The sequence below is a fragment of the Curtobacterium sp. VKM Ac-2861 genome (assembly GCF_013204965.1).
Taxonomy (GTDB): domain Bacteria; phylum Actinomycetota; class Actinomycetes; order Actinomycetales; family Microbacteriaceae; genus Curtobacterium.
On the sequence record NZ_JABMLA010000003.1, the window covers coordinates 119,309 to 143,612 of the forward strand.

Here is a 24,304-nt window from a genome sequence, read left to right on the forward strand (position 1 = left end):
GAAACGGTAGAGTCTGACGACCCGACCCGACCATTCCTGCTCACAAAGCGCCCACGACCCGCCACGAAGCGGCCCCGGCCCCAACCCCCCCCCCCCCCCCCCCCCCACCCCGCTGTCTGAAAGAGTCATCTCATGCGATTCGCCATCGGCGACACCGACTTCCTGCTCGACGGCGAGCCGCACCGCGTGCTGTCCGGTGCGATCCACTACTTCCGCGTGCACCCCGACCTGTGGGCCGACCGGATCCGCAAGGCGAAGCTGATGGGCCTCAACACCATCGAGACCTACGTCGCCTGGAACGCGCACGCGCCGTCGCCCGGGGTCTTCGACCTGACCGGCGGGCTCGACCTCGGCCGGTTCCTCGACCTGGTCGCTGCCGAGGGGATGCACGCCATCGTCCGCCCCGGCCCCTACATCTGCGCGGAGTGGGCCAACGGCGGCCTGCCGTACTGGCTCTTCGCCGACGGCACCGTCGGGGTCCGCCGCGACGAGCCGGGGTTCCTCGCAGCAGTCTCCTCGTACTTGCAGGCGTTGGCGCCGGTGCTGGTCCCGCGGCAGATCGACCAGGGCGGCCCCATCGTCCTGGTGCAGGTCGAGAACGAGTACGGCGCCTACGGCTCCGACCCCGTGTACCTGCGTGCACTCGAGCAGATGCACCGCGACATCGGGCTGACCGTCCCGTTCACGAGCGTCGACCAGCCGATGGGCACGATGCTCGAGGACGGTTCGCTGCCGTCGCTGCACAAGACCGGCTCGTTCGGCTCGCGGTCCGCCGCGCGCCTCGAGCGCCTGCGGCAGGCCCAGCCGACCGGCCCCCTGATGTGCTCGGAGTTCTGGGACGGCTGGTTCGACAGCTGGGGCGAGCACCACCACACCACCTCGGCCGCGGACAGCGCTGCGGACCTCGACGTCCTGCTCGCCGCCGGTGGCTCGGTCAACATCTACATGTTCCACGGTGGCACGAACTTCGGCTTCACGAACGGCGCGAACGACAAGGGCGTCTACCGTCCGATCGCGACGTCGTACGACTACGACGCCCCGCTCGACGAAGCCGGCCGACCGACGCCGAAGTTCCACGCCTTCCGCGCGGTCATCGAGCGCTACGCGCCCGTCCCGCCGCTGCCGGCGTCGATGGAGCCGGGTGGGTCGGGTCGACTCGCGTCCGATGCGGCGGACGGAGTCGGCCTGGAGGCCCGGATCACCCCCGCCACGGACCTCGCCGTCCGCCTCGACCGCGTCGCGTCGCTCCGCTCCCTGCTGCCCACGCTCACGACGTGGTCGGCGTACGACGAGCCGCCGACCTTCGACGCCCTCGGTGCGGCGAGCGGCTTCGTCCTGTACCGGGCCGAGGTCGACCTGCCGTCCGGCGGCGTGCTGACCGTCGGCACCGAGGTCCGCGACCGCGCGATCGTGTCCGTCGACGGTGTGGTCGTGGGCGTCCTGGAGCGCGAGCACCACGACCGTGCGATCGTCCTGCCGCCGGTGACCGGCACGCTCGAACTGCTCGTCGAGGACCAGGGGCGGGTCGACTACGGCATCCGCATCGGCGAGCCGAAGGGCCTGATCGGCGGGGTCGCCGTCGACGGGGTCCCGCTCTCGCGCTGGACCGCGTCGCCGTTGGCGCTCGACCCGATCGCCCCGTCCGCACTCGAGGCGCTGTCCGCCGTGGAACCGGCCGACGGCGAGGCGCTCGCCGGACCGACGTTCGCCACCGGGTCGTTCGACCTCGACGCGGTGGACGACCGCTACCTGTCGCTCGACGGCTTCCGCAAGGGTGTCGCCTGGGTCAACGGGTTCTGCCTCGGCCGGTACTGGTCGCGCGGCCCGCAGCAGACCCTGGCGATCCCGGGGCCGGTCCTGCGCTCAGGCCGGAACGAGCTCGTCGTGTTCGAGTTGCACGCGTCGGCATCCCGCACGGCCCACCTGCTCCTCGAGCCGTCCTTGGGGCACACCGAGGGCTGACGAGGCTGGCCGCGTACCTGGTCGAAACGGGCGTACCTGGTCGGACCCGGCGTACCGGGTCGAATCAGGCGTACCTGGTCGGAAGTTCCGACCAGGTACGCCCGATTCCGCTTTCCACCGCGGGCGTCATGGGACGTTTCGGACTTCGTGAGTCGCTGCCCACGCCCGCACCTCGAGGAGCGCCTCGCGTCGCCAGCGCCAGAGCGGAGCGAACCTCGTGCCGTCGTCCTCCCATGCTCGGGTCAGCAGCCAGATCTGCCGTCGGTGGTCGACCCCGCGATCGTCGCGCCACTCGACGTACGCGTCGTCGAGCACCGCGGTGACGCCCGCACGCGGTGCGGTCCACGACGACAAGAAGCCGGAGTACCGGAGGGTTTCGTCGGACAGGTACACGGCGACGCGTCGGAGCCTGGCCGTGGCCCAGGTCCCGCCGGCGATGAAGGCGACACCGAGGACGAAGACGAACACCCGCGCCGATGCTCCGGGCACGAAGGCCACGCTCGCAAGTGCGACTCCTGTCCCGATCATCACCGGGCCGAACACGATGAGGTTCAGGATGCGGTCCAGGCGCGGCGGACGGATCGTCGTCACGGCAGGGCGTCCAGATCGGCGAGTGCCTGCTCGGCGTCGGCGATCCGATCGGCCTCGGGACGCGTCCACCACTCCGGCCCGCGCTCGCCCAGCCCGTGCTTCGCGAGGCCGTTCCGGTGCCGAGCCGCAGCCAGTGCCTCGTCGTCACCGGCATGCTTGGCCTGCTTGACGGCGTTCCGCCCACGACCGAGGTGGCTCCGGAGCGCCGCCGCGACGTCGTCCGGCAGCGCGGGGTCGGTCCGGCGCCAGCGTCGGCCGTTCACCACGAAGTAATGGTCGTCCTCGGCGGCGGTCATGGTCCGAGCGTGCCAGGTCATGTCTGGTGGCGCTCCGCCAGGGCTCGTCGGACCTGGTCACCGCGCAGGGGGCGTCCGGCCAGCGTGCCGCGCGGGACGTCTGCCGCCCGGAACCCGTCGAGCACCAGGTCCACCCAGCGTCGGTACGCCTCGGGCGCGACCCGGCCGAACGTGCGGATCGTCTCCGCGATCGACAGCTGCAGGAGTGCGACGTCGGCCAGGGTGGCGTCGGCGCGGATGACCGCGGCCGCCTGCCCGGCTGTGAAGAGGGCGTCGATCCCGTCCTGCACGGCGATGCGGAGCCGGAGGAGTTCCGGAGCGTCGCGGTAGTCGGTGGTCATGAGTTCGCTGAACCCGGTGCGGCGGGCCTCGATGGCCGCCGTCTTGCGGACGAAGGTCGCGAAGCCCTCCCACGGGTCCGAGGTGGACAACTCGCGGCAGTGCTCGACGAGGTCGAGCACCTCGTGCATCGGCTCGACCAGGACGGCTTCCCACAGCGCCGCGCGGGTCGGGAAGTGCCGGTACAGGGTCGCGTTGCCGAGTCCCGCTGCGACCGCGATCGGTTCCAGTGCAGCCTGGAGGCCGTGGTCGGTGAACGCGGACCGGGCCGCGTCGACGAGCGCCTGACGGTTCCGGGCGACGTCTCGGCGGGTCATGCACCGAGCCTAGATCGCGTGGCCGGGAATACGGGGAGTAGTCCCCGGTTTGAAACGGGGACAACCATCCGTTTCGCCACCTGGAGTTCCCCGTGCACATCGCAGCCGTCGTCCTGTCCCTCGTCCTCGCCGTGGCCCTGCTCGGCTCGGGCGTCATGAAACTCGTGCGCAACCCGAAGATCGTCGCCTCGATGCAGGCCGTCCACGTCACTCCCTCGCAGATGACCGTCCTCGGGGTGCTCGAGGTCGCCGCTGCCGCCGGGCTCGTCATCGGCATCTGGTGGGTGCCGCTCGCCATCGCCGCGGCCATCGGCGCGGTGGTCTACTTCGTCGGCGCCGTGGTGGCGCACCTCCGAGCGCACGACAAGGACCTGCAGGGCGCCGTCGTCCTGCTGGTGCTGTCGGTCGCGACGCTCGTGGTGCTCCTGCTCGCGCTGTAGCCCGCTGTTCCGGGCCGACGACTCAGGGGATGAGTCGGTCGGCCCGGTAGCGCGCGAAGAGGTCGGCGAACGCGCGTTCGGTCCGGCGGAACGCCGTGAACCCGGCCTCGCGGCTCTTCCCCATGTCGGTGACGACCTCCATCGCGCGACCGAGGTCGGCGTCGGTGTGCCACCACGAGGCGAGCCGTGTGATGTCCGCCTCTGCCAGACCGTGTCGCTCGGCGATGCCGGCCCACTCCGACTCGTACGGCGCCATCTGCTGCTCGAGCGGACGCGGCTCGTCCTGGTACCCGACCACACGGGCCGGGTCGACGCCGAGGTGTGCAGCCAGGCGCGGCCACATCCAGCGCCACCGGAAGACGTCGCCGTTCACGATGTTGAAGGCCTCGTCGGCACCCTCGGGTGCGGTCGCCGCCCAGACCATCTGCTCGGCGAGGATCCCCGCCTCGGTCATGTCGGTCAGACCGTTCCACTGCGCCTCGCTGCCCGGGAACACGAAGTCCAGGTCGAGCTCCTTCGCCAGGGTGGCCTGCACCGCGATCGTCAGGCCCATGTTCATGGCGTTGCCGACGGCGTGTCCGATCACGGTGTGCGAGCGGTGCACCGACCACGTGAAGCCCTGGCGCTCGGCGGCGGCGAACAGCTCGTCCTCCTGCGCGTAGTAGAAGTTCGGGGTGTCCAGGCGGGGTTCTTCCTCGTGGAAGGGCGTGTCCGGCATCTCGCCCGCGGCGTAGGCCTCGAACGGGCCGAGGTAGTGCTTCAGGCCGGTCACCAGTGCGACGTGCGCCAGTGGAGCGTGCGCGAGTGCGGCGAGCAGGTCGCGGACCATGCCGCCGTTCACGCGGATGTTCTCGGCTTCGGTCTCCTGGCGCTGCCACGCGGTGAAGAACACGTGCGTGGGACGTTCGTCGGCCAGCGCGGCGCCGAGGCTGTCGGGATCGCGGAGGTCCGCGGCGGCCGTCCGGACGTCCTGCTGGGGGAGCGGTCGGCGGGACAGTGCGGTCACGTCCCAGCCGAGGTCGAGCAGGTGGCTCACCAGGGCGGAGCCGGTGATGCCGCTCGCTCCCACGACGAGGGCTCGGGGCTGGACGGGGGTCGGTTCGGTCGATCCGGTTGCAGTCATCCCCATCCCCAACCGAGGTTGGACGACACGTGTTCCCTCACCGCGGGCGACGACCGGGTGGTGTACACAAATCCGCCCCACGTGGACTCAAAATCGGTACACTGCTTCCGGAGGCCAGCATGCAACTCGTGAAACCACTCGCCACACTCCTCGGTACCACCCAGGCAGACGCACTCCGAGTGCTCGCCCGGACCGATTCCGGCATGACCGGCCGCCAGGTGGCGCGAGTCGCCGGCGCCGCACAGCACACCGGCATCAAGCGGGCGCTCGACAAACTGGAGCAAGCGGGCCTCGTCTGCGTGGATCGTGGCCTCCAGCACTCGGCGTACCGGGTGAACCGTGAGCACCTGCTCTGGCCAGCGGTCGAACTCGGCCTCGATGCTGGTGACGAACTCGAGCGCCGGATAGCAGCGTTCGTCGAGTCTGCGGGCGCGGGGGTGCTCTCGGTGTCGATCTTCGGCTCCGTCGCTCGCGGCACCGCCACTCCGGCATCCGATCTCGATCTGCTCGTCGTGTTCGCCGATGCCGTCGACACCGAAGTGGTGGTCCGCCTCGGTGATCTGGTCCGGCGATGGACCGGGAACGAGTGTCAGGTCTTCGATGTCACCCGTGCAGACCTCCGCCGATTCGTTGCCGAGGGGGATCCGCTGGTCGGCTCGTGGCGTGACGAGGCCCGGACTGTCTTCGGCGAGGAGATCAGGACACTCATCTGATGGCCGGCCGAGTGCGGGCGGTCGATCGGCGTGCCGTCGAGATGCGACGGGACGAGGCGGCGTCCTACTTCGAAGTCGCGCAGATGTACGCCGAGTCGGCCAGCCACGCTGACTGGAAGACCGCCGGCGCGAATGCCGTACTGGGAGGCATCGCAGCGTCCGATGCGATCTGCGGCGCCGTGCTCGGCTACCACCACATCGGGGACGACCACGCGGCGGCGCGACGGCTGCTCGACGAAGCCTGCGCGCCGGACACCCGGCCGGGGTTGCACTTCAAGCGTCTCACCGACGAGAAGACCCACTTCCAGTACTCGTCGTCACGGGTGACCCAGGAGAAGACCCGTGCACTCGTCACGGCACTCGAACGGCTCGTTCGGACACTGCACGAGCGTCTCTGAGTGCCCGCGGCTCACCGCGGGCGACGGATGCGGATCGGACCCTTCGCGGTCGACGGGTCCACCACGGAGCCGCCCTGGGTGATCTCGACCTCGCCGCGCGCCACCATGCGCTGGGCCGCTCGACGGGCGGGCTCCATGAGCGGGCGCCAGTCGTCCGGTTCGAGCGACCGCGCGACCTCGGACGGGCAGATGCTCGAGGTTCGTGCCCGTGCGGCGAGCAGTTCGTCGATGCGCTGTTCGAGTGCCAGGTCCGTCCGGTCCACTCCGTGGCGACGGCAGGCGCGGGAACACCACTTGGTTTCGGGCGCCGCCGACGACGGCATCCGACGGCCGCACGACGCACAGGTCCGATCGGCCTGTGCCGACTCCGATGCCGCAGCGTCCGCTTCCGTCCTGATCGCACGTCCCATGCGCACATCCTCGTCCTGCCGTCCCTGTCCGTTCCCAGCACGGGAGCGCCCAGCACAGGCGCGACTGGCAGTGTCGAGGGGTGAGCACCGACACCGCACCGATCCGTCCGCCCGAGCCCGCGTGGGTCCCGCACGTCATGTGGTGGCACGTCTACCCGCTCGGGTTCGTCGGGGCGGACGTCCGCCCGGGAGTGCCGTTCGAGGAGCGCGCCGTCGAGCACCGTCTCGGCCGCGTCAAACCCTGGCTCGACCACGTGGTGGACCTCGGCTTGAACGGCCTGGTGCTCGGGCCGGTGTTCGCGAGCTCCACCCATGGCTACGACACGGTGGACCACTTCCGGATCGACCCCCGACTCGGCGACGACGCCGACTTCGACCGCCTGGTGTCCGCGGCGCACGAGCGGGGGATCCGGGTCCTGCTCGACGGTGTCTTCAACCACGTCGGTCGTGAACACCCGGCGTTCCGGGCGCTCGGAGAAGAGGGACCGGACGCGGCGACCGCTGGCCTGTTCGCGATCGACTGGTCGGGGTGGACGCCGGGGCAGCCGGTGCCGGTCGGGCTGTTCGAAGGGCACGACATCCTCGTCGCACTCGACCACGACAGCCCGGCGACCGAGGACTTCGTCGTGCAGGTGATGACGCACTGGCTGGAGCGCGGGATCGACGGCTGGCGCCTCGATGCTGCGTACGCAGTGCCACCGGCGTTCTGGGCGAGGGTGCTGCCGCGGGTGCGCGAGCGGTTCCCGGACGCGTGGTTCAGCGGTGAGGTGATCCACGGCGACGCGGCGGCGATCGCGCGGGAGTCGACCATGGACTCGTTGACGCAGTACGAACTGTGGCAGGGCATCTGGCACGGCATCGCGGACGGCAACGGCCACGAGCTGGCGCACGCGATCGAGCGGCACGACGCCCTGCTCGAGACGTTCGCCCCGACGACCTTCATCGGCAACCACGACGTCACCCGCATCGCGAGCGCCGTGGGGGAGCAGTTCGCCGGGCACGCGGCCGCGGTGTTGTTCACCGTCGCCGGCACCCCGATCGTCTACGCGGGCGACGAGTACGGCTGGACCGGGGTGAAGGAGGAACGCGAGGGTGGCGACGACGCGGTCCGACCGGAGTTCCCGGACGCACCACCCGCAGCGGGGGACCTGACGCACGCGTACGAGGCCCTGATCGCCCTGCGCCGCCGCAACCCGTGGTTGCACCGGGCGCACACCGACGTGGTGCACCTGACGAACACGGCGGTCGTCCTGCGGACCGCGACGTCGGACGCGGCCGTGGTGACCGCCCTGAACCTGTCGGCCGATCCCGTCGAGGTGCCCGCGGCGGATGCGACGCGGGTGGAGGCGGGCGGCGCGGATCTCGGGGACGGGACCCTGCGCCTCCCGGCCAGGGGTTGGGCCGTCGCGTCACGATCGTGAGCAGAAAAGGTCGGGTCCCCACAGAGGACCCGACCTTTTCTGTTCACCAAGCGACCGCGAACGCGACCGCGCGCAGCCCTACTTGCGCGCGGCAGCCGCCCGACGCTTGTTGAACACGTCGAACGCGACGGCGGCGAGCAGGACCAAGCCCTTGATGAGCGACTGGTACTCGGTGCCGACGCCGAGGATCGACATGCCGTTGTTGAGCAGCCCGATGATGAGACCACCGACGATGGCGCCGGGGACCGTGCCGATGCCGCCGGTGACCGCTGCGCCACCGATGAACACCGCGGCGATGGCGTCGAGTTCGAAGCCGTTGCCCGCACCGGGTGCCGCCAGGTTGAGCTGACCGGTGAAGACCACGCCGGCCAGGGCCGAGATGACTCCCATGTTGACGAACAGCATGAACGTGACGCGCTTCGTCTTCACGCCGGACAGCTGCGCGGCCAGGGCGTTGCCGCCGATGGCGTAGACGTGGCGGCCGAACACCGCGCTCCGCATGATGACCGAGTAGATCACCACGAGTGCGCCGAGGATGACGAGCACGATCGGGGTGCCGTTGTAGCTCGCGAGCAGCAGGGCCACGTAGACGACCAGCACGACGCCGAAGACGAGCTTCACGATGAACCAGGCGAACGGTTCGCTCTCGAGCTGGTACTTGCGGCGGGTGGCCCGGCCGCGGAACGCCGTGACGGCCATGACGGCCGCGGCGGCGAAGCCGAGGATCATCGTGAGCGGCTCGTACCCGGTGGTGCCGAACGACGGCAGGAAGCCGGACCCGAGGGCACGGAACCCGTCCGGGAACGGCGAGATCTGCTGGTTGTGCAGCACGATCTGCGCCGCACCGCGGAAGGCGAGCATGCCGGCCAGGGTGACGATGAACGCCGGGATCCCGAAGTAGGCGATCCAGAACCCCTGCCAGGCGCCGACGAGCGCACCGACGACCAGACACAGCACGACGGCGATCGGCCACGGGATGTGCCACTGCGTGATCATCACGCCGGCCATGGCGCCGGTGAAGGCGACGACCGACCCGACGGACAGGTCGATGTGCCCGGCGATGATGACCATCACCATGCCGATGGCGAGGATGAGGATGTAGCTGTTCTGGACGATCAGGTTCGAGACGTTGATCGGGGCCAGGGTGATGCCGTTGGTCGTCACCTGGAAGAAGACGACGATGACGATCAGCGCGATGAACAGGCCGATCTGTCGGAGCTGCCCGGTGAGGTAGCCGGCGGCGGACTTAAGCGCGTTCATTGACAGGGGTCTCCCGTTCCTGGGTCATGTACTGCATGAGGACCTCTGGGGTGGCCTCGGAGCGGGGCACATCGGCGGTGATGGTGCCCTCGGAGAGTGTGTAGATGCGGTCGCAGATGCCGAGGAGCTCCGGGAGCTCCGAGGAGATCACGATGACCCCCTTACCCTGGTCCGCGAGGCTGTTGATGATCGTGTAGATCTCGTACTTCGCACCGACGTCGATGCCGCGGGTCGGCTCGTCGAGGATGAGCACGTCCGGGTCGGTGTACATCCACTTCGACAGGACGACCTTCTGCTGGTTGCCGCCGGAGAGCTTGCCCGTGATGACGTCGACGTTCGGTGCCTTGATGTTGAGGTTCTTCAGGAACTGCCCGGCGACCGTGGTCTCCTCCGACGCGTTCACGAAGCCCCAGCTGGCGAGCTTGCCGAGCGCCGACCCGGAGATGTTCCGTTTGATGTCGTCGATCAGGTTCAGGCCGTAGCGCTTGCGGTCCTCGGTGACGTACGCGATGCCGTGGTCGATCGCCTGCGACACCGTGTGGGTCTTGATCGGCTCGCCGCGCTTGTACACGGTCCCGCTGATCCCGGATCCGTACGACCGGCCGAACACGCTCATCGCGAGTTCGGTCCGCCCGGCGCCCATGAGCCCGGCGATGCCGACGATCTCGCCGGCGCGGACGTTCAGGTCGACCTGGTGGATGATCTCGCGCGACCCGTCGAGCGGGTGGTGGACCGTCCAGTCCTCGATCCGCAGGAGCTCCTCGCCGATCTTCGGTTCGTGCTCGGGGTACCGGTTCGACAGGTCGCGGCCGACCATCCCGCGGATGATGCGGTCCTCGGAGACGTCGTCGGCGTGCATGTCGAGCGTCTCGATGGTCTTGCCGTCACGGATGATCGTGACCTTGTCGGCGATCGCCTTGATCTCGTTGAGCTTGTGGCTGATGATGATCGCCGTCATGCCCTCGGCCTGCAGGGAGCGGATGAGCTCGAGCAGGTGCGCGGAGTCGTCGTCGTTCAGGGCAGCGGTGGGCTCGTCGAGGATGAGGAGCTTGACCTTCTTCGACAGTGCCTTCGCGATCTCGACGAGCTGCTGCTTGCCGACACCGATGTCCACGATCTTCGTGACCGGGTTGTCCTTGAGACCGACGCGCTGCAGGAGCTCGGCGGCTGCCAGGTTCGTCTTGTTCCAGTCGATGAAGCCGCCCTTGGACCGCTCGTTGCCGAGGAAGATGTTCTCGGCGATCGACAGGAACGGGCTCAGCGCGAGCTCCTGGTGGATGATGACGACGCCAGCGGCTTCGGAGTCGTTGATGTTCGCGAACGAGACAGGTGCGCCGTCGAGCAGGATCTCGCCCTCGAAGGAGCCGTGCGGGTAGACGCCCGACAACACCTTCATGAGGGTCGACTTGCCGGCGCCGTTCTCGCCGCAGATGGCGTGGACCTGTCCACGCTCGACCTCGATCGAGACGCCCTGCAGGGCCTTCACGCCGGGGAACGTCTTGGTGATGTCACGCATCTCGAGGATCGTGTCCGTCACGTCGACCGCCTTCCGTGGTGCGCGCCGTGGCGCGCGGATGGGGCGGACGGGAGGCACGGGGCGGGGTCGATTCGTGCCTCCTGTCCGACAGGTGGGTTGCGACTACTTCAGGTCGGCTTCGGTGTAGTAACCCGAGTCGACGAGGACTTCCTTGTAGTTGTCCTTGGTGACGACCGTCGGCTGGAACAGGAAGGTCGGGACGACCTTGACCTTGTTGTCGTAGCTCTTCGTGTCGTTGACCTCGGGCTTGTCACCGGTGAGCAGGTCCTCGGCCATGGTGACCGACTGCTTGGCGAGCTTGCGGGTGTCCTTGTAGATGGTCGAGTACTGCTGACCGGCGATGATCGACTTGACCGAGGCCGCCTCGGCGTCCTGGCCCGTCACGATCGGCAGCGGACGGTCGCTGGTGCCGTAGCCGGCACCCTGCAGCGCCGAGATGATGCCGATCGAGATGCCGTCGTACGGCGAGAGCACGCCGTCGAGCGTGGTGCCGCCCGAGTACGACTTCGCCACCAGGTTCTGCATGCGGGCCTTGGCGGTCGCCGGGTCCCACTGCTGCGTGGCGGCCTGCGAGAGCTGGTCCTGACCCGACTGGATCTTCAGCGTGCCGTCCTCGAGGTACGGCTTGAGGGTCTTCATGGCGCCGTTGAAGAAGAAGCTGGCGTTGTTGTCGTCGAGCGAGCCGGCGAAGACCTCGATGTTGAACGGGCCCTTCTCGCCGGTCTTCTCGCCCTTGTCGTCGAGGACGCCGAGGCCGGTGAGCAGGCTCGTCGCCTGGTCGACGCCGACCTTCTCGTTGTCGAACGACACGTAGTAGTCGACGTTCTTGTTGCCCGTCAGCAGACGGTCGTAGGAGATCACCTTGATGCCGGCCTTGGCGGCGGCATCGAGCTGGTCGGAGAGGGCTCCGCCGTCGATCGACGCGATGATGAGGACCTTCGCGCCCTTCGTGATCATGTTGCTGACCTGCTGGGCCTGCTGCTGGACCTTGTTGTCGCCGTACTCGAGGTCGACCTTGTAACCGGCCTTCTCGAGGTCGCTCTTGACGGCGTCGCCGTCCTTGATCCAGCGTTCCGAGACCTTGGTCGGCATGGCGACGCCGACGAGGGCGCCCTTGTTGTCGCTGCTGCTGCCGCCGTCGGTGGACGCGCGGCCACCGGCCGAGCAGCCGGCGAGTGCGATCGCGATGCCGAGGGCTGCAACGCCCGCGATGATCCTGCGCTTCGTCATCGAAGTACCTCTGTTCCTCTCGCGTCGTCCTCGACGCGCTCAGGTGCCGGGGCTGCTGTGCCCCGAGGGATGTGCTCGTGTGAGCGCTCACATACTGGGGCTTTCGTAACGGGGTGTCAACTCGGCGTGACCGTTTCGCGATCTTGCCGCGCGGGCCGGACTGCGCGGTACGGTTGGCCTCGTGACGACCACGACCGCCCCAGGGGGCACGGGCGGCAAACGCCGGAAGGCTCCGACGATCTTCGATGTCGCCGAGCGCGCGGGCGTCTCCCACCAGACCGTCTCGCGCGTCATCAACGGCGACCCGACGGTCCGCGACGCCTTCCGCACGCAGGTCACCGACGCCGTCCACGACCTCGGCTACCGGCCCCGCGCCGCCGCCCGCGCACTCGCCGGGGGGCGGAGCCGCGCGCTCGGCATCATCACCGCGGGCGACGCGCTGTACGGTCCGTCGAGCACCGCGATCGGCTTCGAACGTGCGGCCCGTTCGGCGGGGTACCACGTGCTGCTCTCCACCCTGCCCGAGGACCCGACGCCGTCCGACCTGTCCGGTGCACTCACGACGCTGCTCGCGCAGGACGTCGCCGCGATCGTCCTCGTCGCCGCGGACAACCGGGTGCTCGACGCCCTCGCTTCCCTCACCGTGCCGGTCACCGTGCCCGTCGTCGTGTCGAACGCCGTGCAGCGCGACGCCGTGCGGACCCCGGCGGCGTCGACCGTCGCCGCGGTCGCGATCGACCAGGCCGCCGGGACGTCGCTCGTGATGGAACACCTGTTCGGGCGCGGGTACCGGCGGATCGTGCACATCGCCGGCCCGCCCGTCTCGCAGGAGTCCGAGGTGCGCCGTGCCACGTACGTCCGGATCATGGAAGCGGCCGGCCTCGAGCCCGTCGTGCTCGACGGCGACTGGACCCCGGGGAGCGGCTTCGCGGCCGCACGGCACATCGACGTGACGGCCGTCGACGCGGTGTTCGCCGGCAACGACCAGATGGCGCTCGGGGTGCTCCACGCCTTCGCCGACGAGGGCCTGCGCGTGCCCGACGACATCGCGGTGGTCGGGTTCGACGACGTGCCCGAGGCCGCGCACTTCACGCCGCCGCTGACCACCGTGCGGCAGGACTTCCGGGCGATGGGGGAGCGGGTGCTCGACACCGTGCGGGCCCTGGTCGAGGGCGAGCCGCGCGACGAGACGCTGCTGGCGCCCGAGCTCGTGGTGCGCCGCAGCGCCTAGCTCGGCGGACCTCGCACGGTGCGAGGGGTGGTGTCGAACGGTGCGAGGTTCCGTGCTCCGTGCGAGCCACCGGGCCTGGCACGGAGTACGGAACCTCGCACCGGAGCGGACCCTCGCACGGTGCGGGGCAGGCGCGACCCGCTGGGCCGACCCGACCGTCAGCCCTTCAGGGCACCGGACGACAGGCCTGCGACGTAGAACCGCTGCAGTCCGACGTAGAGCGCGATGCACGGGATCATCGCCACCACCGACCCGGCGACGAGGTTGCCGTACGACACCTGCCCGTACGCCCCGGTCTGCAGGTTGAGCAGCGCCACCGGCAGCGTGTAGAGCGAGTCCTTCGTCAGGAACGTCAGCGCCCCGAGGAACTCGGTCCACGACGCCAGGAACGCGTACAGCGCAGCGGTCGCGGCCCCGGGCAGCAGGAGCGGGCGCAGCACCGACACGACGACCCGGAAGCGTGAGGCCCCGTCGACGAACGCCGAGTCCTCGAGCTCGGTCGGGATCGACTCGAACGCGTTCCGCATCACGAACACCCCGAACGGCAGGTTCACCGTCGTGTAGAACAGCACGAGCCCGAGCAACGAGTTCGTGAGCTTCATGGCGTTCATCTCGAGGTACAGCGGGGTGAGGATCGCCTGGAACGGCACCATCATCGTCAGCAGCACCAGACCGAACACGATGCCCGACCCGCGGAACCGGAAGCGGGCGAACCCGTACCCGGCCATCGTGGCGATCACCGCGGTCAGCACCGCCGTGGCGATCGACACGATCAACGAGTTGAACACGCCGGTCAGCAGGTGCGACGACGAACTGAAGACGGCGGCGAAGTTCTGCCAGCCGAGCTGGAAGAAGGTCGCGGGGTCGGCGGCCTGCGTGATGACGGCCTCGGACTGGAACGCCCGCAGGATCGACCACAGCAGCGGGACGCCGAAGACGAGCACCGACCCGACGCCGGCGATCACGTACAGGGTGCGCTTGACGGCGGTGTCGCGGGGGTGCCGGACGCTGCCCTGGTGGTGTCGTCGACGGCGTCCGTCGCCGGTGGTGGTCAGCGTGCGGGTGGACAGGTCCGGCGCCGCGAGGCCGGCACGGGAGGTCGTGGTGCTCATGGCTCAGTCCTTCTCTCGCAGTGCCCAGAACTGGAACACCGTGACGGCGGCGATGACGACGACCAGGGCGATCGATTCGGCGGTCGCGGCGCCGAGCTGCAGGTTGACGAAGCCACGGTTGTAGATCGCGTTGACGATCGTCGTGGTCTCGGTCCCCGGCCCGCCCTGGGTCAGGATGTAGAACTGGTTGAACGCGAGCAGCGAGCCGATCACCGAGATGATGGCGCTGAGGGCGATGGTCGACCGGATCATCGGCAGGGTGATGAGCCGTTCGGTCTGCCACCACGACGCCCCCTCGAGCTGCGCCGACTCGTACACCTCGTCGGGGATGCCCTGCATGGCCGACATCAGGAGCACCATCGTCAGCCCGGACACCGCCCAGACCACGAGCACGCAGATGAGCAGCGTGGCGAGGGGGCCGTTGACGAGCCAGGCGGTGCTGCCGTCGGTGATGCCGAGCCAGCGGAGCACCATGTTGACGGCTCCGGAGTTCGGCTGCGCCTCGAGCACGAGCATGAACGACAGCGTCGTCAGGCCGACGACGTACGGCAGGAAGAACACCGTCCGCAGCAGGGTGCTGCCCCGACGCCGTGCCCGGATGAGCACCGCCAGGAAGTAGCCGAGCACCAGGATCGGCACCGTCACGATCGCGGTGTACAGCAGCGTGTACCCGATGGCGTGCACGAACGTCGGGTCCTGGAACAGCGTCAGGTAGTTCTGCAGCCCGATGAACCGGTACGGGCCGATCAGGGGCCAGTTCGTGAACGAGATGTAGAGCGCGAACACGAGCGGGGCGAGGACGAACACCGCGACGAAGACGATCGCCGGGGTGACGAGCACGGCGCCGGCGCGCGGCGGGTGCGTGAGCGATCCGCGGGACGGACCCGAGCGGCCCGGGCGGCCGGCGCCGCGGCCGACGGTCGGGCGGCCGGCGCCGGTCCGTCGGTTGGAGATGGTGGTCATGTCTGCACCTCTCTGTGCAACGAGCGAACGGCGGTCAGGCCTGGACCTGGTCGAGGATGCGGGTGTAGTCCGCCTGCGCCGTCTTCATCGCGGCAGCGGTGCCCGAGCCGAACACGGCCTCGCGGAACATCGCGAAGTACGGTGACGACGGCTGGTTGTTGAGCAGGTTGTACGCCAGGGTCTGCGGCGCGTAGCCCTTGTCGATGGCGTCGAGCGGGCCGAACGCCAACGGGAACCGCTTCCGGTACTCGGGCGTCGCGGCGTCCGAGCGGGTGGGGAAGTACCCGCCGTCGGGCAGGGCCTGCTGTTGCTGCAGGCCGTTCGCGTACTGCATGAACGCCCAGCCGCCGGACGGGTTCGCCGCCCCGTTCGGGATGCACATGTTGTCGCCGCCGTCGAAGAACGACCGCTGGCCGTCCCACGACGGGATGAGCACCGTCTGCATCTTCGCCCGCATCGCCTTGGTGGCCGCGGGCACGGTGGCGCCGTACGAGGTCGGGAAGATCCCCACCTTGCCGGCCCGGAAGTCCGCGCCCCACGTGGTGCCGGCGTCCGAGTACGTCGCCTTCGACAGCGCGCCGTCCTTCCAGAGCTGCCGGTAGAACTCGAGCATCCGTTCCAGGGCCTCGTTGCCGGTGATGTTCGCCGTCTGGGAGCCGACCTCGCCGGACATCATGTCGACACCCGTTGCCCAGACGTGCGGCTGGGTGACGAAGCCGATGATGCCGGCGGCGTTGCCGGAGATCGACCACCCGTAAATGTCGTCGTCGAGCTTCCGGATGGCCTTCGCCGCGTCGAGCAGCGTGGAGAGGTCCTTCGTCGACTCCTCGACGTCGAGCCCGGCCCGGTCGAACAGCTCGGTGTTGACGAACAGCTGCGAGTTGTCCGCCAGGTAGGGCAGCCCGTAGTACCGGTCGCGGTACTCGAGCAGCCGCAGGTGCCCCGGCGAGATCGCGTCGAAGTAGTCGAGGCCCTTGACGACGTCGGTCAGGTCGGCGAACGCCTCGCGGAAGATGAACAGCTGCGAGTTGATGTCGTCGATGTCCACGACGTCCGGCGGCTCACCGCCGCGGATGGCCGTCGCGAGCTTCGTCACGTACTGACCGTCCGGCACCGGGGTCAGCTCGACCTGCAGCTTCGGGTTCGCCTTGTTGAACCCGGCCACGGCCGAGGTCAGTCCGGCCTGGGTCGCGGACCGGCACCAGACGTGCACGGTGCCGGTCGCGTCCTTCCCGAAACTCGCCACCTCCGCGTCGACCTTGGGCAGGGTGCCGGAGCACCCTGCCAGGGCGAGTGCTGCGCCGCCGGCGACACCGCCGACCAGGAACGCTCTGCGGTCCATCACGTCACCGCGCCAGCGGGAGCCACACGCGCATCGGCGCAGCCCCGCGGTTCGCCCAGGCGTAGTAGGGAACCGCGGTCGCGGTGACGGCCGGGAGGTCCGTGGTGGCGCCCTGCGAGCCGGCCGCGTCGTCGACGCTGGTCGCGTCCACGGCGTGATCCGCGCCTCCAGACCGGGTCGCGTCCAGCCGCTGGTACGGCCACGATGCCTGCTCGTGTCCGGCCGGGGCGTGTCCGGGCACGCGCAGCGTGACGATGCCGTCGAGCAGGTCGTCGCGACGTTCCTCGGTGATCGGTGCGACCGCGTCGACCGTCAGGTCGTCGACCGTGAAGCCCTGCTGGTCCGCCTGCTCCACCGCGTACACGAGGGGGCCGCGCTCGATGGCGACCTGACCGCGGGCGGCGTCGATGCGGGTGTCGGCCACGTACCGGTGCGGCGTCGTGTCGAAGACGAGCTCGACCGTGTCCCCGGCGGTCCAGTGCCGGTCGACGACGTGCAGCGTGCCCGGCTCCGGGTGCGCCGTACCGTCCGGTCCCTGCACCGTCGTCGTGTCCGACCAGACCGGGATCCGCAGGCCGAGGGCGAGCGGGCCGTCCTCGGTGACCGTGACGACCACGCGGCCGTCGTGCGGGTAGCCGGTCTCGACCGACACCGGCCCGAGGTCCGCGGTCGCGTACTGGTGGATCTGCAGGCCGCCGTCGGTCGCGGTCGCCAGGTAGCCGTCCATGCTCGCGAACGTGCGCATGATGTTGGGCGGGCAGCAGGCGCAGTCGAACCAGCCTCGGCGCCCGTGAGCGGGGGAGCGGTTCTCGTCCTGGTGCGCGTGGTCCCGCTGCTGCAGGGGGTTCACGTAGAAGTACTCGGTGCCCGCCAGGCTCACGCCGGCCAGGAACGCGTTGTAGAGCAGGCGCTCGATCGCATCGGCGTAGACCGGCTTGCCGGTGGCGAGCAGCAGTCGCCACGCCCACTGCACACCGCCGATGGCCGCGCAGGTCTCGGCGTAGCCACGGTCGGTCGGCAGCTCGTAGGGGTCGCCGAACGCCTCCCAGTCCCAGCGCGCCCCGAGGCCGCCGGTGATGAACGCCTTCGTCGCCATCATGTCCGAGAACTGCGTCTCGCTCGCGGCCAGCAGCTCGGTGTCACCGGTCTCGATCGCGACGTCGACGGCACCCGCTGCCAGGTACACGGCGCGGACGGCGTGGCCCTCGACCGTCGTTGCCTGTCGGCTCGGCACCCGGTCGGAGAAGTACGTCGGCTCACCGCCGGCACGCTCGATGATGCCCGTGCCGCGGGCGTCGACGAACCAGTGCGCCAGGTCGAGGTACTCACGGTTGCCGGTCTCGCGGTACAGCTCGACGAGGCCCATCTCGACGACGGGGTGGCCGTCGACGTCGCGGGTCTTCGGCGTGCCGTCCGGGGCGGTGCCGTCGCCGAACGTGCGGACCAGGTGGTCGGCGTTCTTGATCGCGACCTCGAGCAGGCCGGTGTCGCCCGTCGCACGGTGCTGCGCCACGGCCGCCTGGTACAGGTGGCCGGCGCAGTACATCTCGTGGCTCCACTTGAGGTCCGTGTACCGCTCGCCCTTCCCACGGATCTGCTGCACGGAGTCGAGGTAGCCGTCGTCGGCCTGCGCCTGGGCGTACAGGGCGGTGACCTCGCGCTGCAGGTCGAGCAGGTCCTCGGACGGGGCGCGGCCGTACTCCCACGCCACCGCCTCGAGCCACTTCGTCACGTCCGAGTCCATGAAGATCGGGCCGGTGGCCTCGCCCTCCTCGAGCCCGGCGGCGATGCGCAGGTTCCGGAAGTTGCCGGCGGTCTCGAGCAGGGCGTACCCGCCGCGGACCGCGTCACGGCCGTTGCGCTCCTGCCGGAGTGCCCAGAAGCCGCCGGTGATCCGGGCGTCGCCCGTCGGCAGGGGCCGAAGCGTGAGGTGCGCGTCGGCGGTCGGGAGGACCGGGGTCGCGGTGTGCGCACGGCTGTCGGTCGCGAGCGTGGTTGTCATGTCGCCTCCTTGCGATGTGACTGGGACCGTCCCGGAGCCGCCGTTCGTGCAGCGCTCCGGAAAACGGTTTCTGCGGTGGACGTTACGACACTGGTCTTCGCCGCGCAAGAGCAGTGCTGAGTTTTCTGCGTATGCTCATCGTCACGTCCCGCGATCCGGAAAGGAACTTGCCGTGACCCTCGAGCGCACCGGTGCCGACCGCAGCACGCAACCCGTCCGGATCACCGACGTCGCCGCGCTCGCCGGGGTGTCGATCGGCACGGCGTCGAAGGCGCTCAACGGCACCGGACAGCTCCGCGACTCCACCCGGGCACGGGTCAAGAACGCCGCCGAGAAGCTCGGGTTCGTCGGCGACGCCCGGGCCCGTGCGCTGTCCTCCGGTCGGACCTACACGGTCGGCATGATCACCACCGACTCCTTCGGTCGGTTCTCGATCCCGGTGCTCCTCGGCGCCGAGGACGCCCTGTCCGCCGGGCAGATGGCGGTCCTGCTCTGCGACACCCGCGACGACCACGTCCGCGAGGCCCACTACCTCCGCTCGCTCGCAGCCCGCGGAGTCGACGGCATCATCGTGACCGGACGCTCCGCCGACCCGCGACCGCCGATCGACGTGGCGATCCCGGTCGTGTACGCGTTCACGCCATCGACCTCGGCCGATGACGTGTCGATCACCCTCGACGACTCCGCCGGGTCCGCGCTCGTCGCCTCGCACGTGCTGACGCTCGGGCGGCAGCGGGTCGCCGTCGTCACCGGGCCCGCGCGGCACCGTTCCGCCGAACGTCGGGTGGCGGGAGCGGCCTCCGTGCTCGGGTCACGACTGGTCACGCCGCCGCTGTTCGGCGAGTGGTCGGAGCGGTGGGGGCGCCAGGCCGTCGACGTGCTCGCGCGGCAGTCGCCCGACGTCGACGCGATCGTGTGCGGCAGCGACCAGATCGCCCGCGGCGTGTGCGATCGGCTGCGGGAGCTCGGGCGATCGGTCCCCGAGGACGTCGCCGTCACCGGGTACGACGACTGGGACGTGATGGCGCTCGCCTCGAGGCCGCCGCTGACGACGGTGGACCTGCGGCTCGAGGAGCTCGGGCGCGTGGCCGGGCAGGCGTTGCTCGGGCTGATCGACGGCGGTGCGGCGGCCTCGGCGACGGTCACCCCGGCCCTCGTCATCCGCGAGAGCACCGCCGGCGCGTAGCCCGCCCCGCGCCGCCCGTCCCGCCCTCCCGCCCGTCCGTCCGCCGCGCCCGTCGCCGAGGTTCCGAAATCTCGGCATCTGGGCGGGACTCCGAGCCGTTCGTGGAACCTCGGCGCACCGGCGGCGGCGAGTCGTGGAACCTCGGCGGGGAAGGGTCGGGCGAGTCGTCGCCGCGTCGGGGTCCTTCGGAACGCGCCGAAGGCCGTTGCCCGGGATTGCCGCTCGGCGCCCGGGGTTCCGAGATTTCGGCATCTGGGCGGGGATCCGAGGCGGTCGTGGAACCTGGGCGCTGCGCGGGCGGCGAGTTGTGGAACCTCGGCGGACGTGAGCGGGGTGTCTCGACTGGTGGGGTAGGCGAGAAGGGCGGCGCGCGCGGACGTTGCGAGAGTGAGCGCTCACGTGCCAGGATGTGAGCGCTCACGGAGGACGACGGAGTTCTGGAGGAACGCATGGGCGACGACCCCACCCAGCAGGTCGCGAACGGCCGCACGACACTCGGGATCGAGCTCGGCTCCACCCGCATCAAGGCATGCCTGGTGGACGAGGACCTCGTGCCCATCGCCGCCGGCTCCCACGAGTGGGAGAACGAGTTCGTCGACGGCCGCTGGACCTACTCGCTCGACGCCGTCGAGACCGGCCTCCGGGCCGCGTACGCCGCGCTCGTCGCCGACGTCGAAGCGCAGTTCGGCGTGCGTCCGACCACCTTCCGCGCGGTCGGCGTGAGCGCGATGATGCACGGCTACTTGGCGTTCGACGCCGCGGGCGACCTGCTCGTGCCGTTCCGGACCTGGCGGAACACCTCGACCGGGCCCGCAGCCGAACAGCTCAGCGAGGCACTGGCCTTCAACGTGCCACTCCGCTGGTCGATCGCACACCTGTACCAGGCGGTCCTCGACGAGGAGCCGCACGTGGCCGAGGTCGCGGGCATCACGACGCTCGCGGGCTACGTGCACCGACGACTCACCGGACGCAACGTGCTCGGCGTCGGGGATGCCTCTGGTGTGTTCCCGATCGAGGGCGGACCCGTCGACAGCGGCCCCGGAGACCCGGGCGCGAAGGACTTCGACCATGCGATGCTCGCCACCGCGCAGGACCTGATCGGTGTGCCGGACCTGCGGTCCCTGCTGCCCGAGGTCCTCGTCGCCGGTGCCGAAGCCGGTGAACTCACCCCCGAGGGCGCCGCGTGGCTCGACCCCACCGGCACGCTCGAACCCGGCGCGCCACTCTGCCCGCCCGAGGGCGACGCCGGCACCGGCATGGTCGCGACGAACGCCGTCGCACCCCGCACCGGCAACGTCAGCGTCGGCACGAGCATCTTCGCGATGGTGGTCCTCGAGCACCCGCTCAGCACCCCGCACGAGGAACTCGACGTCGTGACCACCCCGGCGGGCGACGCCGTGGCGATGGTGCACTGCAACAACGGCGCGAGCGAGATCGCGAGCTGGGCGAAGGTCTTCGGACGGTTCGCCGAAGCGGCCGGGCAGCCCCTCGACGTCGACACCGTCTACGCGACACTGCTCACCGAATCGATCGCGGACAGCACCGACCCCGACGCCGGCGGCCTGCTCTCGTTCAACTACCTGGCCGGTGAACCCGTCACCCACGTCGAGGACGGCCGGCCCCTGCTGCTCCGCACCCCCGACGCCCGCTTCACCCTGGGCAACCTGGTCCGCTCCGAGGTACACGGCGCGTTCGCCACCCTGGCGATCGGCATGGACGTGCTGCACGGCGAGCGGGTGCAGGTCGACCGGATGACCGCGCACGGCGGGCTGTTCCGCACGCCCGGTGCCCCGCAGCGTCTGCTCGCCGCGGCACTGCGGGTGCCGATCGCCCTCGAGGAGACCGCGGGCGAGGGCGGGGCGTGGGGCATCGCCGTCCTCGCCGCCTACCTCGAGCACACCGACCAGCAGCTCGCCGACTTCCTGTCGGACACCGTGTTCGGCGGGGACGCCGTGCACGTGGCCGAGCCCGAGCCGGCCGACGTCGACGGCTTCCAGACCTACCTGGGCCGCTACCGGGCCGCACTGCCCGTGCAGGACGTGGCGGCGGCGGCGACCCGCCCCAGCGCGACCACGCGCCCGACCGAGCAGACCGACGGCGCCGACCCGCGCCTCCCGGCAGAGCAGGAAGCGACCCGATGACCGACGCGACCCAGCAGGACGCGACCCAGCACGCCGACGCGACCGACCCGACCACGCGCCAGGCAGTGGCGACCACCCGGGAACGCGTCGCCCGCCTGCACGGCGAACTCGTCCGCTACGGCCTGGTGATCTGGACCGGCGGCAACGTCTCCGAGCGCGTGCCCGGCACCGACCTGTTCGTCATCAAGCCGAGCGGCGTCTCGAGCGACGACCTGACCCCGGAGAACCAGGTCGTCTGCACCCTCGACGGCGAGCCGGCCGACGGTTGGGGCAACGCGCACGGCCCGTCCTCCGACACCGCCGCGCACGCCCACGTCTACCGGAACATGCCCGAGGTCGGCGGTGTCGTGCACACCCACTCGACGTACGCGACGGCGTGGGCCGCACGAGCGGAACCCATCCCGTGCGTGATCACCGCGATGGCGGACGAGTTCGGCGGGCCGATCCCGGTCGGGCCGTTCGCGATCATCGGTGACGACTCCATCGGCCACGGCATCGTCGAGACGCTGACCGGCCACCGATCCCGCGCGGTCCTCATGCAGAACCACGGCGTCTTCACCATCGGCAAGGACGCGAAGGACGCCGTGAAGGCCGCCGTGATGTGCGAGGACGTCGCCCGCACCGTGCACATCGCGAAACAGGGCGGTGACGTGGTCCCGATCGCGCAAGCAGACATCGATCGACTCTTCGATCGCTACCAGAACGTCTACGGACAGAACCCCGAAGGAGCCATGCGATGACGCAGGACACCCCGACGCACGACACCACCGTCGACCCCCAGGCCACGCTCGACGGCTACGAGGTCTGGTTCCTCACCGGCTCCCAGGGGCTGTACGGCGAGGAGACGCTGCGCCAGGTCGAGGAGCAGAGCAAGGCCGTGCACGCCGAACTGGCCGGCGCCCTGCCGGTCAAGCTCGTCTGGAAGCCGGTCCTGAAGGACGCCGACGGCATCCGGCGCGCCCTGATCGAGGCCAGCGCCGACGACAAGGTCATCGGCGTCACCACCTGGATGCACACCTTCAGCCCCGCGAAGATGTGGATCGGCGGCCTGCAGGCGCTGACGAAGCCGCTGCTGCACCTGCACACGCAGGCGAACGTCACCCTGCCGTGGGCGGACATCGACTTCGACTTCATGAACCTCAACCAGGCCGCGCACGGCGACCGTGAGTTCGGCTACGCGCTCGCACGCCTCGGTGTCCGCCACGCCACCGCCGTCGGGCACGTCTCGGATCCTCGCGTCCAGCAGCGGGTGTCGAACTGGACCCGCGCCGCAGCCGGCGCCGCAGCAGTCCGTGAGCTGAAGCTCACCCGCTTCGGCGACAACATGCGGTACGTCGCGGTCACCGAGGGTGACAAGACCGAGGCGGAGATCGAGCTCGGCGTGCAGGTGAACACCTGGGCGGTGAACGAGCTGGCGGCGGCCGTGTCCGCCGCGTCGGACCACGAGATCGACGCGCTGCTCGCCACCTACGACGCGTCCTACGACCTCGTACCGGAACTCCAAGAGGGGGGCGAACGCAGGAGCGCGCTCCGCGACGGCGCCGCCATCGAGATCGGCCTCCGCACCCTGCTGGCGCAGAACGGCTCAGCCGCCTTCACGACCAACTTCGAGGACCTCGGCACGCTCAAGCAGCTGCCCGGCCTCGCGGTCCAGCGCCTGATGGCGGACGGCTACGGCTTCGGCGCCGAGGGCGACTGGAAGACGGCCGTCCTGGTCCGTGCGATGAACGTCGCCGGCGCCGGACTGCCCGGTGGTGCGAGCCTGATGGAGGACTACACCTACGACCTCACGCCCGGGGCCGAGAAGATCCTCGGTGCCCACATGCTCGAGGTCTCGCCCACGCTCACCACCACGAAGCCGACGCTCGAGATCCACCCGCTCGGCATCGGCGGCAAGGACGACCCGGTCCGCCTGGTCTTCACCGCCGACTCCGGCGAGGCCGTGGTGGTCGCGCTCTCCGACACCCGCGACGGCTTCCGCTTGACCGCGAACGTCGTCGACGTCGTGCCGCCGACCGAAGCCCTGCCGAAGCTCCCCGTCGGCCGTGCCGTCTGGGAGCCGCGCCCGTCGTTCCCCGTCGCCGCCGAGGCCTGGCTCACCGCGGGCGCCGCCCACCACACCGTGATGACGACGGCCGTCGGTCTGCAGGTGGTCGAGGACCTGGCGACCATGGTCGGCACCGAGTTCCTGGTCATCGACGAGCACACCACCGCCCGCGGCTTCCGTGACGAGCTTCGTCTCCAGCAGACGTGGCACCGTCTCGACCGCGGCTTCTGAGGGACGCGGACC

Annotated in this window: 22 protein-coding genes; 10 read left to right on the plus strand and 12 right to left on the minus strand. The window is 70.1% G+C overall.

Going from position 1 to position 24,304, the window contains the following annotated elements; genetic code table 11:
* Nucleotides 1–132 precede the first annotated feature (132 nt).
* Nucleotides 133–1,962, plus strand: a complete 1,830-nt coding sequence (locus HQQ88_RS08545) for a beta-galactosidase family protein (RefSeq protein ID WP_173169217.1) — start codon at nucleotides 133–135, stop codon at nucleotides 1,960–1,962.
* Nucleotides 1,963–2,088: 126 nt separating this feature from the next.
* On the opposite strand, the gene HQQ88_RS08550 is transcribed toward HQQ88_RS08545, so the two are convergent.
* Genes HQQ88_RS08550 through HQQ88_RS19195 form a run of 3 tightly spaced genes read right to left on the minus strand, consistent with a single transcriptional unit; the run spans nucleotide 2,089 to nucleotide 3,505 of the window.
* Entirely contained in the window at nucleotides 2,089–2,553 is a 465-nt protein-coding gene (locus HQQ88_RS08550) for a hypothetical protein (RefSeq protein WP_123338690.1), read from the minus strand.
* A complete protein-coding gene (locus HQQ88_RS08555; RefSeq protein ID WP_123292308.1) occupies nucleotides 2,550–2,849 on the minus strand; it encodes a biopolymer transporter Tol in 300 nt (99 codons plus the stop codon). Before HQQ88_RS08555 ends, HQQ88_RS08550 begins: the two co-directional genes overlap by 4 nt.
* Nucleotides 2,850–2,866: 17 nt before the next feature.
* Nucleotides 2,867–3,505, minus strand: coding sequence for a TetR/AcrR family transcriptional regulator (locus HQQ88_RS19195; protein ID WP_216834426.1), 639 nt, complete (start codon nucleotides 3,503–3,505; stop codon nucleotides 2,867–2,869).
* A gap of 92 nt (nucleotides 3,506–3,597) precedes the next feature.
* Here HQQ88_RS19195 and HQQ88_RS08565 point away from each other — a divergent pair, with 92 nt between their 5' ends.
* On the plus strand, nucleotides 3,598–3,945 hold the full coding sequence (locus tag HQQ88_RS08565; RefSeq protein ID WP_123291920.1) for a DoxX family protein: 348 nt from the start codon (nucleotides 3,598–3,600) through the stop codon (nucleotides 3,943–3,945).
* Between the two features lie 22 nt (nucleotides 3,946–3,967).
* On the opposite strand, the gene HQQ88_RS08570 is transcribed toward HQQ88_RS08565, so the two are convergent.
* Nucleotides 3,968–5,068, minus strand: a complete 1,101-nt coding sequence (locus HQQ88_RS08570) for an SDR family oxidoreductase (protein ID WP_173169218.1) — start codon at nucleotides 5,066–5,068, stop codon at nucleotides 3,968–3,970.
* 203 nt (nucleotides 5,069–5,271) lie between these two features.
* Between HQQ88_RS08570 and HQQ88_RS08575 the strand changes: the two genes are divergently transcribed.
* Both HQQ88_RS08575 and HQQ88_RS08580 read left to right on the plus strand, forming a co-directional pair.
* Entirely contained in the window at nucleotides 5,272–5,781 is a 510-nt protein-coding gene (locus HQQ88_RS08575; protein ID WP_173169219.1) for a nucleotidyltransferase domain-containing protein, read from the plus strand.
* Nucleotides 5,781–6,179, plus strand: coding sequence for a hypothetical protein (locus HQQ88_RS08580; RefSeq protein WP_123291923.1), 399 nt, complete (start codon nucleotides 5,781–5,783; stop codon nucleotides 6,177–6,179). The genes HQQ88_RS08575 and HQQ88_RS08580 overlap by 1 nt, the downstream gene beginning before the upstream one ends.
* An 11-nt stretch (nucleotides 6,180–6,190) precedes the next feature.
* Here HQQ88_RS08580 and HQQ88_RS19490 read toward each other — a convergent pair whose 3' ends face one another.
* Nucleotides 6,191–6,442: a DUF3253 domain-containing protein gene (locus HQQ88_RS19490; RefSeq protein WP_367917000.1), complete on the minus strand. Its 252-nt coding sequence runs from the start codon at nucleotides 6,440–6,442 to the stop codon at nucleotides 6,191–6,193.
* Between the two features lie 227 nt (nucleotides 6,443–6,669).
* Here HQQ88_RS19490 and HQQ88_RS08590 point away from each other — a divergent pair, with 227 nt between their 5' ends.
* The gene (locus HQQ88_RS08590) at nucleotides 6,670–8,010 is read left to right on the plus strand and encodes an alpha-amylase family glycosyl hydrolase (protein ID WP_367917001.1); all 1,341 of its coding nucleotides are present in this window, start codon (nucleotides 6,670–6,672) and stop codon (nucleotides 8,008–8,010) included.
* A gap of 78 nt (nucleotides 8,011–8,088) precedes the next feature.
* Here the strand turns inward: HQQ88_RS08590 and mmsB are convergent, their stop codons facing one another.
* The 3 genes from mmsB to chvE all read right to left on the minus strand — a co-directional run bounded on the left by mmsB (nucleotide 8,089) and on the right by chvE (nucleotide 12,037).
* On the minus strand, nucleotides 8,089–9,270 hold the full coding sequence (gene mmsB, locus HQQ88_RS08595) for a multiple monosaccharide ABC transporter permease (protein ID WP_111086259.1): 1,182 nt from the start codon (nucleotides 9,268–9,270) through the stop codon (nucleotides 8,089–8,091).
* Nucleotides 9,257–10,807, minus strand: a complete 1,551-nt coding sequence (gene mmsA, locus HQQ88_RS08600) for a multiple monosaccharide ABC transporter ATP-binding protein (protein ID WP_131845834.1) — start codon at nucleotides 10,805–10,807, stop codon at nucleotides 9,257–9,259. Before mmsA ends, mmsB begins: the two co-directional genes overlap by 14 nt.
* 102 nt (nucleotides 10,808–10,909) lie before the next feature.
* On the minus strand, nucleotides 10,910–12,037 hold the full coding sequence (gene chvE / locus HQQ88_RS08605) for a multiple monosaccharide ABC transporter substrate-binding protein (protein ID WP_173169221.1): 1,128 nt from the start codon (nucleotides 12,035–12,037) through the stop codon (nucleotides 10,910–10,912).
* Nucleotides 12,038–12,218: 181 nt separating this feature from the next.
* Between chvE and HQQ88_RS08610 the strand changes: the two genes are divergently transcribed.
* On the plus strand, nucleotides 12,219–13,268 hold the full coding sequence (locus HQQ88_RS08610) for a substrate-binding domain-containing protein (RefSeq protein WP_173169222.1): 1,050 nt from the start codon (nucleotides 12,219–12,221) through the stop codon (nucleotides 13,266–13,268).
* 158 nt (nucleotides 13,269–13,426) lie between these two features.
* Here the strand turns inward: HQQ88_RS08610 and HQQ88_RS08615 are convergent, their stop codons facing one another.
* The 4 genes from HQQ88_RS08615 to HQQ88_RS08630 are packed head-to-tail and all read right to left on the minus strand — an operon-like array spanning nucleotide 13,427 to nucleotide 18,687.
* A complete protein-coding gene (locus tag HQQ88_RS08615) occupies nucleotides 13,427–14,380 on the minus strand; it encodes a carbohydrate ABC transporter permease (RefSeq protein WP_123291928.1) in 954 nt (317 codons plus the stop codon).
* A 3-nt stretch (nucleotides 14,381–14,383) separates the two neighbouring features.
* A complete protein-coding gene (locus tag HQQ88_RS08620) occupies nucleotides 14,384–15,343 on the minus strand; it encodes a carbohydrate ABC transporter permease (protein WP_132099953.1) in 960 nt (319 codons plus the stop codon).
* A 34-nt stretch (nucleotides 15,344–15,377) separates the two neighbouring features.
* On the minus strand, nucleotides 15,378–16,685 hold the full coding sequence (locus HQQ88_RS08625; protein ID WP_173169223.1) for a sugar ABC transporter substrate-binding protein: 1,308 nt from the start codon (nucleotides 16,683–16,685) through the stop codon (nucleotides 15,378–15,380).
* A 4-nt stretch (nucleotides 16,686–16,689) separates the two neighbouring features.
* A complete protein-coding gene (locus tag HQQ88_RS08630) occupies nucleotides 16,690–18,687 on the minus strand; it encodes a beta-L-arabinofuranosidase domain-containing protein (protein ID WP_173169224.1) in 1,998 nt (665 codons plus the stop codon).
* Nucleotides 18,688–18,859: 172 nt separating this feature from the next.
* Between HQQ88_RS08630 and HQQ88_RS08635 the strand changes: the two genes are divergently transcribed.
* The 4 genes from HQQ88_RS08635 (at nucleotide 18,860) to araA (ending at nucleotide 24,292) form a co-directional block, all read left to right on the plus strand.
* Nucleotides 18,860–19,873, plus strand: a complete 1,014-nt coding sequence (locus HQQ88_RS08635) for a LacI family DNA-binding transcriptional regulator (RefSeq protein WP_173169225.1) — start codon at nucleotides 18,860–18,862, stop codon at nucleotides 19,871–19,873.
* Nucleotides 19,874–20,322: 449 nt separating this feature from the next.
* Nucleotides 20,323–22,014 carry a xylulokinase gene (locus tag HQQ88_RS08640; RefSeq protein ID WP_173169226.1) on the plus strand — a complete coding sequence of 564 codons (1,692 nt, stop codon included), beginning with the start codon at nucleotides 20,323–20,325 and terminating at the stop codon, nucleotides 22,012–22,014.
* Entirely contained in the window at nucleotides 22,011–22,754 is a 744-nt protein-coding gene (locus tag HQQ88_RS08645; protein WP_216834428.1) for an L-ribulose-5-phosphate 4-epimerase, read from the plus strand. Before HQQ88_RS08640 ends, HQQ88_RS08645 begins: the two co-directional genes overlap by 4 nt.
* Entirely contained in the window at nucleotides 22,751–24,292 is a 1,542-nt protein-coding gene (gene araA / locus HQQ88_RS08650; RefSeq protein ID WP_173169227.1) for an L-arabinose isomerase, read from the plus strand. Before HQQ88_RS08645 ends, araA begins: the two co-directional genes overlap by 4 nt.
* The last annotated feature ends 12 nt before the right edge of the window (nucleotides 24,293–24,304 follow it).